Annotated in this window: 17 protein-coding genes and 1 pseudogene; 6 read left to right on the forward strand and 12 right to left on the reverse strand. The window is 68.1% G+C overall.

The window, feature by feature from the left end; all coding sequences use genetic code 11:
- Positions 1-4 precede the first annotated feature (4 nt).
- Positions 5-1,156 (forward strand): acetyl-CoA C-acetyltransferase, encoded by a 1,152-nt coding sequence (locus tag NM1_RS21440; RefSeq protein WP_068022507.1) that lies wholly within the window; start codon positions 5-7, stop codon positions 1,154-1,156.
- Between the two features lie 19 nt (positions 1,157-1,175).
- Here NM1_RS21440 and NM1_RS21445 read toward each other — a convergent pair whose 3' ends face one another.
- Both NM1_RS21445 and NM1_RS21450 read right to left on the reverse strand, forming a co-directional pair.
- Entirely contained in the window at positions 1,176-1,484 is a 309-nt protein-coding gene (locus tag NM1_RS21445; RefSeq protein WP_068022511.1) for a CopG family ribbon-helix-helix protein, read from the reverse strand.
- Positions 1,481-1,729: a hypothetical protein gene (locus NM1_RS21450; protein WP_068022514.1), complete on the reverse strand. Its 249-nt coding sequence runs from the start codon at positions 1,727-1,729 to the stop codon at positions 1,481-1,483. The genes NM1_RS21445 and NM1_RS21450 overlap by 4 nt, the downstream gene beginning before the upstream one ends.
- A 69-nt stretch (positions 1,730-1,798) precedes the next feature.
- Between NM1_RS21450 and NM1_RS21455 the strand changes: the two genes are divergently transcribed.
- Positions 1,799-3,760, forward strand: coding sequence for a molybdopterin-containing oxidoreductase family protein (locus tag NM1_RS21455; RefSeq protein WP_068022517.1), 1,962 nt, complete (start codon positions 1,799-1,801; stop codon positions 3,758-3,760).
- A gap of 111 nt (positions 3,761-3,871) precedes the next feature.
- Here the strand turns inward: NM1_RS21455 and NM1_RS21460 are convergent, their stop codons facing one another.
- The 4 genes from NM1_RS21460 to NM1_RS21475 form a co-directional block, all read right to left on the reverse strand.
- The gene (locus NM1_RS21460; protein WP_068022519.1) at positions 3,872-4,087 is read right to left on the reverse strand and encodes a DUF397 domain-containing protein; all 216 of its coding nucleotides are present in this window, start codon (positions 4,085-4,087) and stop codon (positions 3,872-3,874) included.
- Positions 4,084-4,983: a helix-turn-helix domain-containing protein gene (locus NM1_RS21465; RefSeq protein WP_068022522.1), complete on the reverse strand. Its 900-nt coding sequence runs from the start codon at positions 4,981-4,983 to the stop codon at positions 4,084-4,086. Before NM1_RS21465 ends, NM1_RS21460 begins: the two co-directional genes overlap by 4 nt.
- A 163-nt stretch (positions 4,984-5,146) precedes the next feature.
- The gene (locus NM1_RS21470) at positions 5,147-6,124 is read right to left on the reverse strand and encodes an NAD-dependent epimerase/dehydratase family protein (protein WP_068022525.1); all 978 of its coding nucleotides are present in this window, start codon (positions 6,122-6,124) and stop codon (positions 5,147-5,149) included.
- A 71-nt stretch (positions 6,125-6,195) separates the two neighbouring features.
- Positions 6,196-6,744: a TetR/AcrR family transcriptional regulator gene (locus NM1_RS21475; protein WP_068022528.1), complete on the reverse strand. Its 549-nt coding sequence runs from the start codon at positions 6,742-6,744 to the stop codon at positions 6,196-6,198.
- Positions 6,745-6,872: 128 nt separating this feature from the next.
- Between NM1_RS21475 and NM1_RS21480 the strand changes: the two genes are divergently transcribed.
- Positions 6,873-7,628, forward strand: coding sequence for an SDR family oxidoreductase (locus tag NM1_RS21480; RefSeq protein ID WP_068022531.1), 756 nt, complete (start codon positions 6,873-6,875; stop codon positions 7,626-7,628).
- Between the two features lie 13 nt (positions 7,629-7,641).
- Here the strand turns inward: NM1_RS21480 and NM1_RS21485 are convergent, their stop codons facing one another.
- The 6 genes from NM1_RS21485 to NM1_RS21505 form a co-directional block, all read right to left on the reverse strand.
- Positions 7,642-7,944 carry a hypothetical protein gene (locus tag NM1_RS21485; RefSeq protein WP_147289054.1) on the reverse strand — a complete coding sequence of 101 codons (303 nt, stop codon included), beginning with the start codon at positions 7,942-7,944 and terminating at the stop codon, positions 7,642-7,644.
- Positions 7,945-8,103: 159 nt separating this feature from the next.
- Positions 8,104-9,192 (reverse strand): NAD(P)H-dependent flavin oxidoreductase, encoded by a 1,089-nt coding sequence (locus NM1_RS21490; RefSeq protein ID WP_068022536.1) that lies wholly within the window; start codon positions 9,190-9,192, stop codon positions 8,104-8,106.
- A gap of 64 nt (positions 9,193-9,256) precedes the next feature.
- Entirely contained in the window at positions 9,257-10,015 is a 759-nt protein-coding gene (locus tag NM1_RS21495; protein ID WP_068022539.1) for a CoA-transferase subunit beta, read from the reverse strand.
- Positions 10,012-10,146 carry a hypothetical protein gene (locus NM1_RS44075; RefSeq protein WP_255286203.1) on the reverse strand — a complete coding sequence of 45 codons (135 nt, stop codon included), beginning with the start codon at positions 10,144-10,146 and terminating at the stop codon, positions 10,012-10,014. Before NM1_RS44075 ends, NM1_RS21495 begins: the two co-directional genes overlap by 4 nt.
- The gene (locus tag NM1_RS21500; RefSeq protein WP_068022542.1) at positions 10,143-11,024 is read right to left on the reverse strand and encodes a CoA transferase subunit A; all 882 of its coding nucleotides are present in this window, start codon (positions 11,022-11,024) and stop codon (positions 10,143-10,145) included. The genes NM1_RS44075 and NM1_RS21500 overlap by 4 nt, the downstream gene beginning before the upstream one ends.
- Positions 11,024-11,788 carry an enoyl-CoA hydratase family protein gene (locus NM1_RS21505; RefSeq protein ID WP_068022545.1) on the reverse strand — a complete coding sequence of 255 codons (765 nt, stop codon included), beginning with the start codon at positions 11,786-11,788 and terminating at the stop codon, positions 11,024-11,026. Before NM1_RS21505 ends, NM1_RS21500 begins: the two co-directional genes overlap by 1 nt.
- Before the next feature lie 50 nt (positions 11,789-11,838).
- On the opposite strand from NM1_RS21505, the gene NM1_RS21510 reads away from it, so the two are divergent.
- The 3 genes and pseudogenes from NM1_RS21510 to NM1_RS21520 all read left to right on the forward strand — a co-directional run.
- Positions 11,839-12,618: an SDR family oxidoreductase gene (locus NM1_RS21510; protein WP_373864061.1), complete on the forward strand. Its 780-nt coding sequence runs from the start codon at positions 11,839-11,841 to the stop codon at positions 12,616-12,618.
- Positions 12,619-12,650: 32 nt separating this feature from the next.
- Positions 12,651-13,568, forward strand: coding sequence for an SDR family oxidoreductase (locus NM1_RS21515; protein WP_068022547.1), 918 nt, complete (start codon positions 12,651-12,653; stop codon positions 13,566-13,568).
- Positions 13,569-13,938: 370 nt separating this feature from the next.
- Positions 13,939-14,908, forward strand: a pseudogene (locus tag NM1_RS21520) (hypothetical protein); the annotation flags it as partial.

Raw genomic sequence — 14,908 nt, forward strand, 5'->3', positions numbered from 1 at the left:
ACCCTTGCGCGAGGCATACGTCGTCGATGCCGTGCGCACGCCGATCGGCAAGCGCGGCGGGTCGCTCGCCGGTGTGCATCCGGCCGACCTGGGCGCGGGCGTCCTGCAGGGTCTGCTGGGGCGCAACACGATCGACCCGATCCAGGTCGACGACGTGATCTTCGGCTGCGTGGATGCGATCGGCCCGCAGGCCGGAAATATCGCTCGCACCGCCTGGCTGGCCGCCGGATATCCGGAGGCCGTCCCCGGCGTGACCGTCGACCGGCAGTGCGGATCCAGCCAGCAGGCAATCAATTTCGGCGCCCAGGCCATCATGAGCGGGACCGCCGAGGTGATCGTGGCGGGCGGCGTGCAGAACATGAGCGCCATCCCGATCTCGGCGGCGATGCTGGCGGGCAAGGAGTACGGCTTCGAGTCGCCGTTCGTCGGCGCGCAGGGCTGGGACCACCGCTACGGCACCGGCGAGGTGTCGCAGTTCAACGGCGCCCAGCTGATCGCCGAGAAGTGGGGCATCAGCCGCCGGGACATGGAGCAGTGGGCGCTGCGCAGTCACGAGCGCGCCCGCAAGGCCATCGCCGAGGGCAAGTTCGACCGCGAGATCGTGCCGGTCGGCGACTTCTGGATCGACGAGGGCCCGCGCGAGACCAGCCTCGAGAAGATGGCCGGGCTGAAGCCGCTCAGCGACGGCAGCCCGCTGACCGCGGCCGTGGCCAGCCAGATCTCCGACGGTGCGAGCGCGACCCTGCTCGCCTCCGAATGGGCGGTCGGCGAGTACGGCCTGCGCCCCCGGGCCCGCATCCACCACGTCAGCGCCCGCGGCGCCGATCCGGTCTTCATGCTCACCGCGCCGATCCCGGCCACCAAGTGGGCGCTGGAGAAGACCGGCCTGACCATCGATGATATCGACGTCATCGAGATCAACGAGGCCTTCGCCTCGGTCGTGCTGGCCTGGCTGAAGGAAACCGGCGCCGACCCCGACAAGGTCAACGTCAACGGCGGCGCGATCGCCCTCGGTCACCCCCTGGGCGCCACCGGCGCCAAACTCTTCGCCACCCTCCTCAACGAACTGGAACGAGTGAACGGCCGCTACGGCCTCCTCACCATCTGCGAGGGCGGCGGCACCGCCAACGTAACCATCATCGAACGCCTCCCCTGACCGCCGGACAGCCTTGGCGTCAGCACGCCAGGTACTGCTCCAAGGCTATTCTCGCTAGCTTCGAAGGTGTGACGCCCTCGGCGGCGGCGCGGGCGTCGAGCCGTTCCCTCAGTTCCTCGGGAACGCGGAATTGCACGACGGGCGAATGCTTTCCGCCGCCGGAGAGCGACTTCCGTCCGGGCACCAGGTTCTGGCGCCGGATCTCCCACAGGCTGGCCTTGGCGATCTCTTCGGCGCGCTCCTCTGTCAGCTCCTCGCCGTGGTAGACGAACGGTTCACCGGTGTCGTCCGGCTCGGGGGTGCCGTGTCGATCCTTGAAGCTGGTCATCGCTGCTGGTCCTCCTCGTTCTCCCGGTAGTGGGTCGGCATCGCGTGGATGCATGCCAGCCTGTCCGGGTACCGATCGTCTGGTACGACGATCAGTTCGAGCTCCATACCTAGATTGTCGGTCCCGATGTAGTACTCGGCATCGCCGACAGTCTGGACGAGCTCGGCGTTCTCCAGTGCGGCGAGGATGCGGTTGCGGGTGAGCCGGTGCTTGCGCGCGGATGCCGTGATCCGAATCATCGCCACACTTCGAGTGTGTCATACACATTCGAAGTGTGGCAAGCGTACGGCCGGATTCGACCTACGATCGGTGGGGTGAAGGTGCTGGGTGCTTGCCCGCTGGATTGTCCTGATGCGTGCTCGTGGGTGGTGACTGTCGAGGACGGGGCGGCGGTCGGGCTGCGGGGGAACAAGGAACATCCGGTGACCAGGGGCGCGCTGTGCGTGAAGGTGAACCGGTATCTCGAGCAGCTGCATGCGCCGGATCGGATCACGTATCCGATGCGGCGGGTGGGGCGCAAGGGGGAGGGGCGGTTCGAGCGGATCGGCTGGGACGAGGCGCTGGACGAGATCGCCACGCGGCTGACCGGGATCATCGACGAGCACGGCGGCGAGGCGGTCTGGCCGTTCCACGGGACCGGGAGCCTCGGCTATATCCAGGGGCTGGAAGGGTTTTCGGGGCGCCGCTTCTTCAACGTCCTCGGTTCGTCGCTGCTCGATCCGACGATTTGCTCGATCTCGGGGACGCTGGGGACGAAATACACGCTCGGCACCTCGGGAGGCATGGATCCGGAGGACTTCGCGAAATCGAAGCTGATCCTGCTGTGGGGGACCAACCCGCTGACCTCCGGCCACCACGTGTGGAAGTTCATCCAGGACAGCGGCGCTCACACGGTGGCGATCGATCCCGTCCGGACCCGCACGGCGGAGCGCTGCGACGAACATCTGGCGCCGCTGCCGGGGACCGATGCGGCGCTGGCGCTCGGGTTGATGCACGTCGTCGTCTCGATGGGCGCCGAGGACACCGAATTCCTCGCCGAACGCACTGTCGGCTGGCCCGAATTCCGCGCGCGCATAGAGGAATTCACGCCCGAACGGACCGCGGCCATCACCGGTCTGGCCGAGGAACAGATCGTGGCGCTCGGTGAGCGGATCGCCACCACCCGGCCGACCGCGATCCGCGCCTCCCAGGGCATCCAGCGTCACGCGGGCGGCGGCATGGCACTGCGCACCCTGGCATGCCTGCCCGGCGTCACCGGCGACTGGGCGATTCCCGGTGGGGGACTGCACTATTCGACCAGCGGGCACTTCAAGCTCGATCTACCGGAGCTGGTGCGATTCGACCTGCTGCCCAATCCGGTGCGCACGCTGTCGCAGACGCGGCTCGGTGAGAGTCTGCTCGAGGTCGACGATCCGCCGGTCAAGGCGCTGTTCGTGATCGCCGCCAATCCGGTCGGCTCGAACCCGCACCAGAACAGGGTGATCGAGGGCCTGTCCCGGGAGGACCTGTTCACCGTTGTGCTGGAACACTTCCCGACCGACACCGTCGACTACGCCGACATCGTGCTCCCCGCCACCATGCAGCCCGAACACCTGGACGTGCTGGCCGCCTACGGCAACATGTACCTGGTGTGGAACGAGCCCGCGGTCGATCCGCCCGGCGAATGCCTGTCCACCACAGAGACTTTCCGGCGACTGGCTCGGCGCATGGGAGTGACCGAACCGTCCGTCTACGACTCCGACGAGGACCTGGCCCGGCAGCTGCTGAAGCAATACGACTTCGAGCGGCTGCGCACCGACGGATTCCTGAAGGCAGAGCCGGGCCCGGTGCCTGTGGACAAGTTACAGTTCGTATCGACCCGCGCCGGGCAGGCCGGACACGACCCGCTCGCCGGATACACCCCGCCGTCGGACCCGGGCGACGGCCTGATCCTGATCTCGGCGGCCTCCCACTACTTCCTGAACACCACCTTCGGCAACAACCCCGAACTCCGCCGCCGCGCCGGCGACCCGCGCATCACGATCCACCCCGACGACGCGGCGGCCCGCGGAATCACCGACGGCACACCGGTACTCGTCTCGAACGACCGCGGCTCCTTCGAAGCCGAGGCCGAGGTCTCCGACCGCGTCCGCCCCGGCGTGGCCGCCACCCCCAAGGGCCGCTGGGCCAAGTTCACCGGCGGAGCCACGGTCAACGCCACCATCGACGAACGCGACTCGGACTTCGGTGGCGGCGCCGTCTTCCACGACAACCGAGTCCACATCACCCCCGCCTGAGGCACAAACTGGGAACTTTGCGAGAGGCGTTCCTGGGCTTTCGACACGAATAGTTCCCACTGATCGAGTGACCTGGAGGGGAGGCGAGAACGAGCAGGGGTGCGGGTGGGTTTAGTGGCTGAGGTTGGGGTCGGTGAGCGTTGCCGTGAAGGTGTCCCATTCGGTGGGGGTGAAGCGCAGGGCGGGGCCGGTGCGGTCCTTCGAGTCCCGGACGCCGATGGAGCCGTCCGGGAGGAAGGCGACCTCGACGCAGTCCTTGCCGCCCGACGTGCGAGAACTCGTGCGCCACACTACATTCGATAGATCAACGTCGTTGAAGTTGCTCACGGGACGAACTCCTTAGCAATCTGGCGGATGAAGTTCCGGCTTGCGACGTCGTCCAGCGCAGCACGTCGAATCGCCTGGTGGGCTTCATGGTAGCGCTGAACATCGTCGGGGGTCTCCAGATACAGGTCGCCGGTGAAGTTTTCGAGGTACACGACGGGTGGTTCGAGCACTTCGCCCCTGTTGTCCGTGCCGAACTCGAGGATCGTGAACAGCCCGATCGGATCTCCCAAAGGAATTCCTGCACGGTAGGGCAGGATTCGCAGGTCGATATTCGGCCTTGTACTCATATCGGCGAGATGCCGGAGTTGGGCGGCCATGATCCGTGGGGAACCGACCATTCGTCGAAGGGCGCATTCGAGGAGGACGACACTCAGTCGGACAGGATGCCGCTTGCGGGTGAGCTTTGCCTGTCGCTTCAGTTTCAGCTCCATCCGCTGATCCATCTCCTCTTCGGAGTCGTTCGGATACACGCTTCGAGCCAGAACGCGGGCGTACGCGGGAGTCTGCAGGAGCCCGAGAACTGCATCAGGTGTGTACGAAAAGATCTGCCGTGCAGCGCTTTCCAATCCGACGTACACATCGAAGTCCGGTGGAATCAGACCGCCGTAGGCGTTCCACCACGACTTCTCCGTTGCCTGCTGCGCCAGGCCGAGCAGTCCGGCCGCTGTCACCTCATCGGCATCGTAGAGCCTGCAAAGCTCGCGGATGTCTACCAGTCGAATACGCGTGGCCTGACCCGTTTCGAGACGTTGGAGTGAACTCGGACTGAGTTCGATCAGATGCGCCGCTTCCTCCAACGTGATTCCCGTCTGATGCCGCAAGTCGCGCAACAGGCGTCCGAGCCGCCGTCGCGGAAGCGTGCTGCCGACACCTTGCATTGTGTACCCCACTCCCATCAGCGGTGATGTTATTTCGGTATGACACTGCCACGGAGGTGGGGCGCTCTCGGCAGCTTCACCGGAACGGCGGTGGTCTGGCTTGTTTTCCCAGGACAAAACCCATGGAGCGGGGCGCTGCTACCCAAGTGGGAATATCCAATGGTGAAGCCGCGCAACGGGTCTACGGCCGCTCGCCGAAGTTCGCGGCGACGAGGTGATCGGCCCAGGCGCGCAAGGCCTTGTCGACGGGTGGCATGGTGAGCCCGGCATTGCGGGCGTGGGCCTCGGCGGTGGTGGTGTCGTAGCGCTCGGAGGAGATGAATCCCAATGCCTCCGAGTCGGTTCGGGTGAGGAAGCGGGGCAGCCTGCTGACGATCCCGACCGGGATGGTGCGGCGCGGAGCCTTGACGCCGAGGTGGGCGGCGAGCAGGGCGACCATGTCGGGGAGGTCGGGGGTGGCGGGGTCGAGGATGTTGTAGGTCGCCCCCGCGGTGTCGGCGTGCTCGGGGAGGGAGGCGAGGAAGGCGGCCAGATACTCGACGTCGACGACCGGTACGAAGGAGTCCCGGCGGCCGGGGATGGCGAGGAGCCGACCGCGGTGCAGGTTGCGGACGAGGTCGGTGAGTCCGAAGTATTGGCCCTTGCCGATGACCGTGCTGGGGCTGGCGATGGTGAGGGGGACATCGAGTTCCGTTGCGCGCCTTCGGACGACGGCGTCGGCTTCGATCTTGGATGCCTCGTAGCTACCGGCCGCGTGGGAGGCGGCCTCGGCGCCCGGCAGTCCGGCGCGATAGCCGGTGATGTGCACGAGGCGCCGCCGTTGCGGAAGCGTGGCGGTGTAGTCGACGACGTGCAGCGCACCGGTGACGTTGTCGAGTCGGGCCTGTTGCTCGGTCAGGCCGAAGGCCATGTTGGCGGCGCAGTTGTAGACGTCGCGCACCGAGGGGAGCGGATCCAGGCCGAGGTTGGGGTGGGTGATATCGGATTCGAAGGTGAGCAGGTTGCGGCGGTCGACCGATTCGGCGTCCAGCCAATCGGTGAGGCGGGTAGCGGGACCGCGGAAGGCGGCGGCGACCGTGTGGCCGCGTCGCAGCAGCTCCGCGACGAGATTGCGGCCGATGAATCCGGCGGCTCCGAGGACGAGTGAGTCTGGATGCATTGTCATTCCTAACTGGATCGGTCTACATATTCTTGCGATAAAGTCGTTGCGGGAAGCGCGGTGGCGGCCTGCTAGAGAAGGGCCTTGACGGCTTCGCCCGCCCGGCGGAGCGGCTCCCGGCTGCGGTGGACGCGGGCCAACAGCATCGCGCCTTCCACCAGGGCGAGGATGGGCCCGGCATGGATGCCGTCCCGGCCGAGGGACTCGAGCCGAGTGGCGAGGGCGCGCTCCCAACCGTCGTAGATCTCGGCGCAGACGCGCTGGATGGTCTCGTTGGAAGCGGAGACGTCCAGGGCGAGAGTGGCTATGGGGCAACCCTTTTGCCACTGCGAGGCCTCCATGCGATCGCCGAACGCGGTGACCAGCCGATCGAGATAGCCGTCGACATCGTCGGCCTCGGTGCCCGCGATGACGAGTTCGACGAATTGCCCTGCCTGGCGGGCGGATTCGGTGATCAGTTGATCCTTGCCGCCCGGGAAATGGAAATACAGCGAGCCGCGCGGCGCACCACTGGCGGCGACGATCTGGTTGAGCCCGGCCGCGGAGTACCCACCGGTCTCCAGCAACTCGCCCGTGGCCGCGATCATGCGTGCCTTGGTGTCGTCACCCTTCCTGCCCATGAGCAAAGAATATGTCGATCAGTATATTTTGTCTACCCGAAAGTCAGCGGAACCCCGCCCAACTCGGCCGCCTTGGGTAGTACAACTTGACCCTCCCTGGCGCCGCGCGTCGCTGCCACGCTCGGAACATGACGACAACAGCCCTCATCACCGGTGCCAACAAGGGCATCGGCTACGAAACCGCCCGCCTGCTCGCCGCCCGCGGGACGACCGTCCTGGTCGGTGCCCGCAATCCCGAACTCGGCCGTGCCGCGGCCGAGAAACTGAAGGCAGACGGTGCGGATGCCCGATTCGTCCAACTGGATGTGACCGACGACGAGTCCATCGGCCGCGCTGCCGAGTACATCGGGTCCGAATTCGGCAAGCTCGACATACTCGTCAACAATGCCGCCATCACCGGCGGCTTGGAGGGTGATGGCAAGGCATCCTCGACAACCCTCGCAACACTGCGAAAAGTCTACGAGACCAACGTCTTCGGGGTCGTCGCGGTGACCAACGCGATGCTCCCGCTGCTCCGCGGGGCCGAGGCGGCCCGCATCGTCAACGTCTCCAGTGAGGTCGGCTCGATGACCCTCACCTTCGATCCGGACAGCCCCATGTGGCAGCTGGGAGCAATCCCTTACCCCTCTTCCAAGAGCGCCCTCAACATGATCACGACCCTGTACGCCAAGGAACTCTGGGACACCCCGATCAAGGTCAATGCCGCCAACCCGGGCTACACCGCCACGGACCTCAACGGCCGCACCGGTTTCCGCACGCCCGAGCAGGGCGCCGCGCCCACGGTCCACCTGGCGACCCTCCCCGCCGACGGTCCCACCGGCCAACTATGGGGCTACATCTGGGGTGCCGAGGAAGGCGAGGAGTACGGGCCGCTGCCTTGGTGAAGGGGCCGGAATCTCAGAAGAAGTAGGCGGACAGGGAGGAACTGCCGGTGCCGTAGCCCATGCTGACGAGCCAATTCCGGAAGGCGATCAGAGCGCCGCCCACGGGACCGGGGTCGCTGCACGAGCCGCCGACCGAGGAGAAGGTGCAGCCGTCGTTGGCGACCGGGGACTGCTCGACCTCGGTGGTGAGGGGCACGCCGTTGTCGGCCGAGGCCGTGGCCGCCGGGCCCGCCAGCACACCCGCTACCACCGCGCCGGCCAGCATCACCCCGCTGATGCCACGCTTGAACGACACACTGCTGTTCGATGTACGCACGAGCGTGAACCTACCCGACCTCATGGTTCAGGACCGGACGGTATCTCCAGAGCTGGAGGGCGGGCCGGGCGCACTCTCCGGCGTTCGATACGGGAAGGACCACCCCGGAACGAGAGGAGGGGCGGGGTGGTCCTTCCGTTGTGACCGAACGGCTTTCGGTCACGCCGAGGGGCTGGGGGATGCCTCGTGGCGCAGCGCGGCGAGCGCGTCGATTCGCGCGGCCGCGTCGTCGACGATCCGGTCGATCAGTTCCTGCACTGTGGGCAGGTCCTGGATGATGCCCGTGACCTGCCCGGCGGCCAGGACACCCGCGTGAGTATTGCCCTCGACCAGGCCGGACTTCAGCAGCATCGGGGTGTTGGCGGCCATGATGACCTGGGACCAGGTGAGGTCCTTGGTCTTTCGCATGGCCAGGCCGTCGCGGACGATGGTGGACCATTTCATGCCGGTCATGCCCTTGAACTTCACGGCATTGGCGACCGCCGCCGCCAATCCGCGCCAGCGGCCCGAGTGCTCCAGTCGCTCAACGAGATCGGTGTTCAGGACCCGGTGCGGCATGCCGTCGACCTTCAACGACACGACCGTGTCCTGCAGGCCGCGATTCAGGTACTCCTGCTTCACCGCGTCGGGCACGGTGCTCTCCTGGGTAAGGAGGAACCGCGTGCCCATCGCGACACCCGCTGCGCCATAGGACAATGCGGCAGCCAGCCCGCGTCCGTCGAAGAAACCGCCCGCCGCCACGACCGGAATATCGACCGCGTCGAGCACCGACGGCAGCAGCAGGGTGGTGGCGACCGGACCGGTGTGCCCGCCGCCCTCGCCGCCCTGCACGATCACGGCATCGGCGCCCCACGAGGCGACCTTCACCGCGTGCTTGGCGGCGCCGATCGACGGAACCACCACGACCCCGGCATCTTTCAGCCGCGCGATGAGTTCCTTCTTGGGCGCCAGCGCGAAGGACGCGACCCGTACCTTCTCCCGGATCAACAGCTCGATCCGCTCCGGCGCATCGGAGGCGTCGGCCCGGATGTTGACCCCGAACGGCTTGTCGGTGTGCGCCTTGGTCTTCGCGACGGCCGCTTCGAGTTCGGCGAAGGTCATCGTGGCGGAGGCGAGAATGCCCAACCCTCCGGCGTTGGCGGTGGCCGCGACCAGCCGCGGACCGGCCACCCAGCCCATACCGGTCTGGACCACCGGATGCTCGATGCCGACCAGTTCGGTCAGCGGTGTCCGCAGCCGCGCCGTCATAGCTGCACCTCGCAGCGATCGAGTTCGGTCGCGACGAATACCGTTGCGTGCCCGATATGCCCGCTCATCCCGCGACCTCCTTGTCCCGAATCCCCTTGGGATCCAGCACGGTCCGGATGATCTGCAGCTCCTCCTCGGTGGGCAGGCGGGTGGTCCCGGCGGTATCCAGACCGGCCAGCTCGAACGAGGTATTGTCGGCGACCTCGTCCGGCGTCACCCCGGGATGCAGCGACAGCGCCTGCAGCGTGTGATCGGGACCGCCGAAGTCGAACACGCCCAGATTGGTCACCACCCGATGCAGGTGGTGGAACCGATACGCCGGATTCTCGGGATCGACCTTGTCGTAACCGATTCCGGAGACGATATCCACCTGCTCGCAGAACACCCGCTTGCCGTGCCGGGGCACGAAGTAGCTGGTGGCGTGGTTGATCGTATTACCGGGGGCGCCGCGCACACCGAACATCTGCCGGGTCGGCTGCTGCAGCGGCCCGAACGCCGAGAGGTTCTGATTGCCGAACCGATCGAGCTGGTTGGCGCCCATGACGACGTGCCGCCGCCCGGAGGCGACCACGTCGAAGACGCGGCCGAACGGAATCCAGCCCTCCACAGACGCTTTCGCGCCCAGCGCGGGCGTCTCGGCGAGCAGCTGCGACTCGCCGTCGGAGATCAGCAGGTCGGGCTCGAAGGTCAGCCGCGCCAGGCGCGCCCCGATGGTCGGGGTCGGCGACATCGGGCTGGCCATGATTTCCCCTGCGCCGCGAAAGATCTCGGCGCAGGCGACCGCGCACACCTCGGCGCGCGTCGCGGTGGTGGTGTCGGTCATCGGCGCTCCTCGTTCTCGACAGGTGCCTGGTCGAAGGTGACCGTCATGGCGCCGGGGCGGGCGAAGGTCACTCGCATCCGGGTGGTGGGCGGCGCGCTTTCGGGGCGCGGGGCCTGGGTGTTCTCGCTCATTTCGACTGCTCCGCGGCGAATTCACGGACGGCGGCCTGGTATTCGTCCTCGGAGACGTCCAGGTACCGGGCCTTGAACGCGGCCCAGGTGTCGGCCTCCTTGGCGGCCTCCACATAGTGGCGCTGGAACTTCTCGTCCCGGCCGTAGCTACCGGAGAAGGTGAAGTGCGCACCGCCCGGTGCCTCCACCACGCCGTCGACCATCATGCGGTTGAGCAGGAGTGCCTGCTGCGGAACGGCTTTCACCAGCTCTTCGGTCTCCGCCAGCCGATCCACCGACAGAAAGCGGCGCTCGGCGGCCAGGCAGAACAGATCGTCCATATACGGGTCGACCCCGGTGTACGCCGCGTTGCCGTGCTTGTCGCCCAGGTCCATATGGACGAACGCCGCGTCCAGGGTCAGCGCGGGCATGGCGACGAGAGTTTCGGTGCGGCCGTCGGCATTCGGGTACGGCGACCGCACCGTCTGCAGCTCGCCCTCCCAGAAACTCGGCACATCCGAACCGAGTCCCGCGCGGATCGGCAGGAACGGCAGCCGGGCGGCGGCGGCCTGCAGACCGCATTTCACCATGCCCTCGTCCATCTCGCGGACCGCGATCTCGCCGCCGGTGCGGACCTTGGCGAACCACGGATCGTAGAACGGCGCCGAATCCAGCGACACGAAGCCGTAATAGGCCTTGCGCACCTTGCCCGCCGAGCACAGCAGCCCGAGATCCGGGCCGCCGTAGGAGACCACGGTCAGGTCGGTCACGTCGGACCGCAGCAACGCCCGCACGAAGGCCAGCGGCTTGCGGCGCGACCCCCAGCCGCCGATCCCGACGGTCATGCCGCTGCGCAGCTGCCCGACCGCCTCGTCGAGGCTCATTCGCTTGTCGCGCATCAGTTCTCACCCCGCTTCGCGGCCAGGTCGGCATCGAACCGGTCGCGGATCTCGTCGGCCACGCCCGCCAGATTCAGCTCGAAGGTGAAGCCCTGCTCGAACCGGTAGCTGCGGTGCACGTCCTGGGTATCGATCCCGTTGAGCGCGCGCTTGGCGGCGCGGATGACGCGGCCGTCCTTGGCGGCGATGTTCTTGGCGACTTCCATTGCGGCCGAATCGAGTTCGGCGCGGGGAACCACCTTGTACACCGACCCGAAGTGCTGCAGCTGCTGTGCGGTCACCGTGCTCGCGGTGTAGAACAGCGTCCGCATCATGTGCTGCGGCACCAGCCGCGCGAGATGAGTGGCCGCGCCCAGCGCCCCGCGCTCCACCTCGGGCAGTCCGAAGGTCGCATCGTCGGAGGCGACGATCACGTCCGCGTTGCCGACCAGGCCGATGCCGCCGCCCAGGCAGAAGCCGTTCACCGCGACGATTACCGGCACCTGGCACTCGTACACCGCCGAAAACGCCTCGTAGCACCCGTGATTGGCGTCGATCAGGGTCTGGTGACCCGGATTGCGCTGGATCTCCTTGATGTCCACGCCCGCGTTGAACCCGCGGCCCTCCGCGCGCAGCACCACGACCTTGGTCTCGGGCTCGCGCCCGGCCGCCCGAACGGCGTCGGCCACTCCGAACCAGCCGGCCGTGGGCAGGGCGTTGACCGGCGGGTAGTCGATCGTGACGACCTCGATCCCCGAGGTCTCGGTGTGACGGTTGATCCCCATCGCATGTCCATTCGTTGGCAAAACAAGCAAGTGCTTGGTAGGTTATCACGGTGGCAATCGAAGTGGACCTCTCCGGAGCCGTCGTTCTGGTCACCGGCGGCGTGCGGGGAGTGGGGGCCGGTATCAGCCGGACGTTCCTGGACGCGGGCGCGACCGTGGTGACCTGCGCGCGCCGCCCGGCGGATGCCCCGATCGAGAGCTCGGGCCGCACCGCGGACTTCCTGCCCTGCGACGTGCGCGACGGCGAAGCGGTGCCCGCGCTGATCGACGGGATCGTGGAGCGGTACGGCCGGATCGACCACGTGGTCAACAACGCCGGCGGCGCCCCGTTCGCCCTGGCGGCCCAGGCCAGCCGCAACTTCCACTCGAAGATCGTCGAGCTGAATCTGCTTGCCCCACTGCTGGTTTCGCAGGCCGCCAATGCCGTGATGCAGGATCAGCCCGGCGGCGGTTCGATCGTGATGATCTCCAGCGTGAGCGGCCACCGGCCCTCGCCCGGCACCGCCGCCTACGGCGCGGCCAAGGCCGGACTCGACAACCTCGTCACCTCGCTGGCGGTGGAGTGGGCGCCGAAGGTCCGGGTCAATTCGGTGATCGTCGGCATGGTGAATACGGAATCCAGCCACCTGCACTACGGCGACGAGGCGGGCATCGCCGCCGTCGGCGCCACCGTCCCGTTGCAGCGCATGGCCGCGCCGGAGGACATCGGCCGGGTGGCGGCCTTCCTGGCCTCCCCGCTGGCGGGCTATGTCAACGGCGCCTCGCTGCTCGTGCACGGCGGTGGTGAGCGCCCGGCGTTCCTGGATGCCGCCACCGTCAACGACTCCTGACCAGCAGCACAACCGAAATGAGAGCGACGAATATGGCAGACAACACCGATCGGATCTGTGCCGGGCGCACCGTCATCGTGACCGGGGCGGGCGGCGGGATCGGCCGCGCGCACGCGCTGGCCTTCGCCGCCGCCGGCGCCAACGTGGTGGTCAACGACCTGGGTGCGGAACTCGACGGCAGTCCCCGCACCGATTCGCCCGCCGCCCAGGTGGCCGAGGAGATCCTCGAGCTGGGCGGCAAGGCGGTGGTGAACGGTGACGACGTCGCCGACTGGGCCGGTGCCGAGCGCCTGATCAAGCAGGCCGTCGAGACCTTCGGCGGGCTGGACGTGCTGGTCAACAATGCCGGGATCGTCCGCGACCGGATGCTGGTCAACCTGTCCGAACAGGAGTGGGACGCGGTGGTCCGGGTGCACCTCAAGGGCCACTTCGCCACCATGCGGCACGCCGCCGCCTACTGGCGCGCGGAGTCGAAGGCCGGGCGGCCGGTCGACGCCCGCATCATCAACACCAGCTCGGGCGCCGGTCTGCAGGGCAGCGTCGGACAGGGCAACTACGGTGCCGCCAAGGCCGGGATCGCGGGGCTGACCATCACCGCCGCCGCCGAGTTCGGCCGCTACGGCGTGACCGTGAACGCCATCGCCCCCAGCGCACGCACCCGCATGACCGAGACCGTGTTCGCCGACATGATGGCCGCGCCGGACGAGGGCTTCGACGCCATGGCCCCGGAGAACATCTCCCCGCTGGTGGTCTGGCTGGGCAGCCCGGATTCGGCCGGTGTGACCGGGCGGATGTTCGAGGTCGAGGGCGGCAAGGTGGCACTGGCCGACGGCTGGCGGCACGGCGTGCCGGTCGATCGCGGCGCCCGCTGGGAACCGGCGGAACTGGGACCCGCGGTGCGCGAGCTGATTGCCAAGTCGACCCCGCCCGAACCGGTCTACGGCGCCTGATCGCCCCGCAATAGCCGCAGGTCCGACACGCCACGGCCGAATCGCGCGACGCGCCGCAACCTTCCCCGCGGCGGCGATCCGGCCGGCGTTCGGCACCGAATCATCCTGTGCGAGTAGCAAGGGCCCGGATGCCAGCAGGTGTCTCGGAGCGGCGATCGGTGGACGCCGGGGTGCAGCCCGATTCCCGTCCACGTCCCGGTCGTCGCCGCCTTCGGGTGATTCGGGTGCTCACAGCGCGGTGGGGCAGGTCACACCATCCCACTGCGCGAGCAAACACTCGGCAGTTATGATGATCGACATCCGTTGTATTCCCGGATGTGATCGCGACCGGGTGCAGATCTGCGCTGAAAGATGAGGGGAAGGCAAGCGCATGACCATGGGTCGCATAGCGCGCGTAGTGGCAGTGGCCGGGATCGTCGCCGGTTGCGGCCTGCTGGGCCCGCTGGCGGCGCAGGCTCAGCCCAATCCCTGTCCGCAGTGCGGCCCCAACGGTCCGGGGTCGGGCTCCAGCGGCAAGGACGACGGCGCTCCCCTCTCCATCCCGGGTCGCTCGACCGATCCGGTGATCCCGCCGAGCGAGGTCTCGGCATCCGAACCCGATCAGGCCCCGCCGGTGCAGGACACCGCGGCCGTCGATGTCGGGCTGCTCGATCTGCCCGCGCTCCTCGGAACGGGCTCGGCCAGCGTGCTCGGCACCGGATCCGCCGCCCTCGGCGCCACCGCGGGCGCGGGATCCGCCGCTGTGGGTTCCGCGGGTGCGGGCGCCGGTTCCGCCGTCCTCGGCACGGGCTCCGCGGCGGGTACCACAGGTTCGGCCGCGGTCGGATCCGCCGGTGCCGGAACGGGTTCGGCGCTCGCGGGCGCTGGGTCCGTGGTCGGCCCGACCGTCGCGGGCACGGGGTCCGCGGCCGGAGGGGCCCTTCTGGGTACGGGTTCGGCCACCGGCGCCGCCCTGGCGGCGCTACTCGGAACCGGCTCCGCCGCAACGGGTTCCGCTGCCGTGGGCGCGGGTTCCGGGTTGGCTGCCCTGCTCGGAACCGGTTCGGCGGCAACGGGTTCCGCTGCCGTCGGTACGGGTTCGGCGCTCGCTGCGCTGCTCGGTACGGGTTCGGCCGCCACCGGTTCTGCCGCCGTCGGTACGGGTTCGGCGCTGGCTGCGCTGCTCGGTACTGGTTCGGCGGCAACGGGTTCCGCCGCTGTGGGGACGGGCTCGGCAATGGCCGCATTGCTCGGCACGGGTTCCGCCGCGACGGGTTCAGCCGCCGTGGGCTCCGCGGCGGTCATGTCGCCCCTGCTTCTGCTGCTGCTTCTGCAGCCGGTCCCGGTGCCGCCCCCGCCCG

Source organism: Nocardia mexicana NBRC 108244 (assembly GCF_001613165.1).
In the GTDB taxonomy this organism is placed as follows: domain Bacteria; phylum Actinomycetota; class Actinomycetes; order Mycobacteriales; family Mycobacteriaceae; genus Nocardia; species Nocardia mexicana.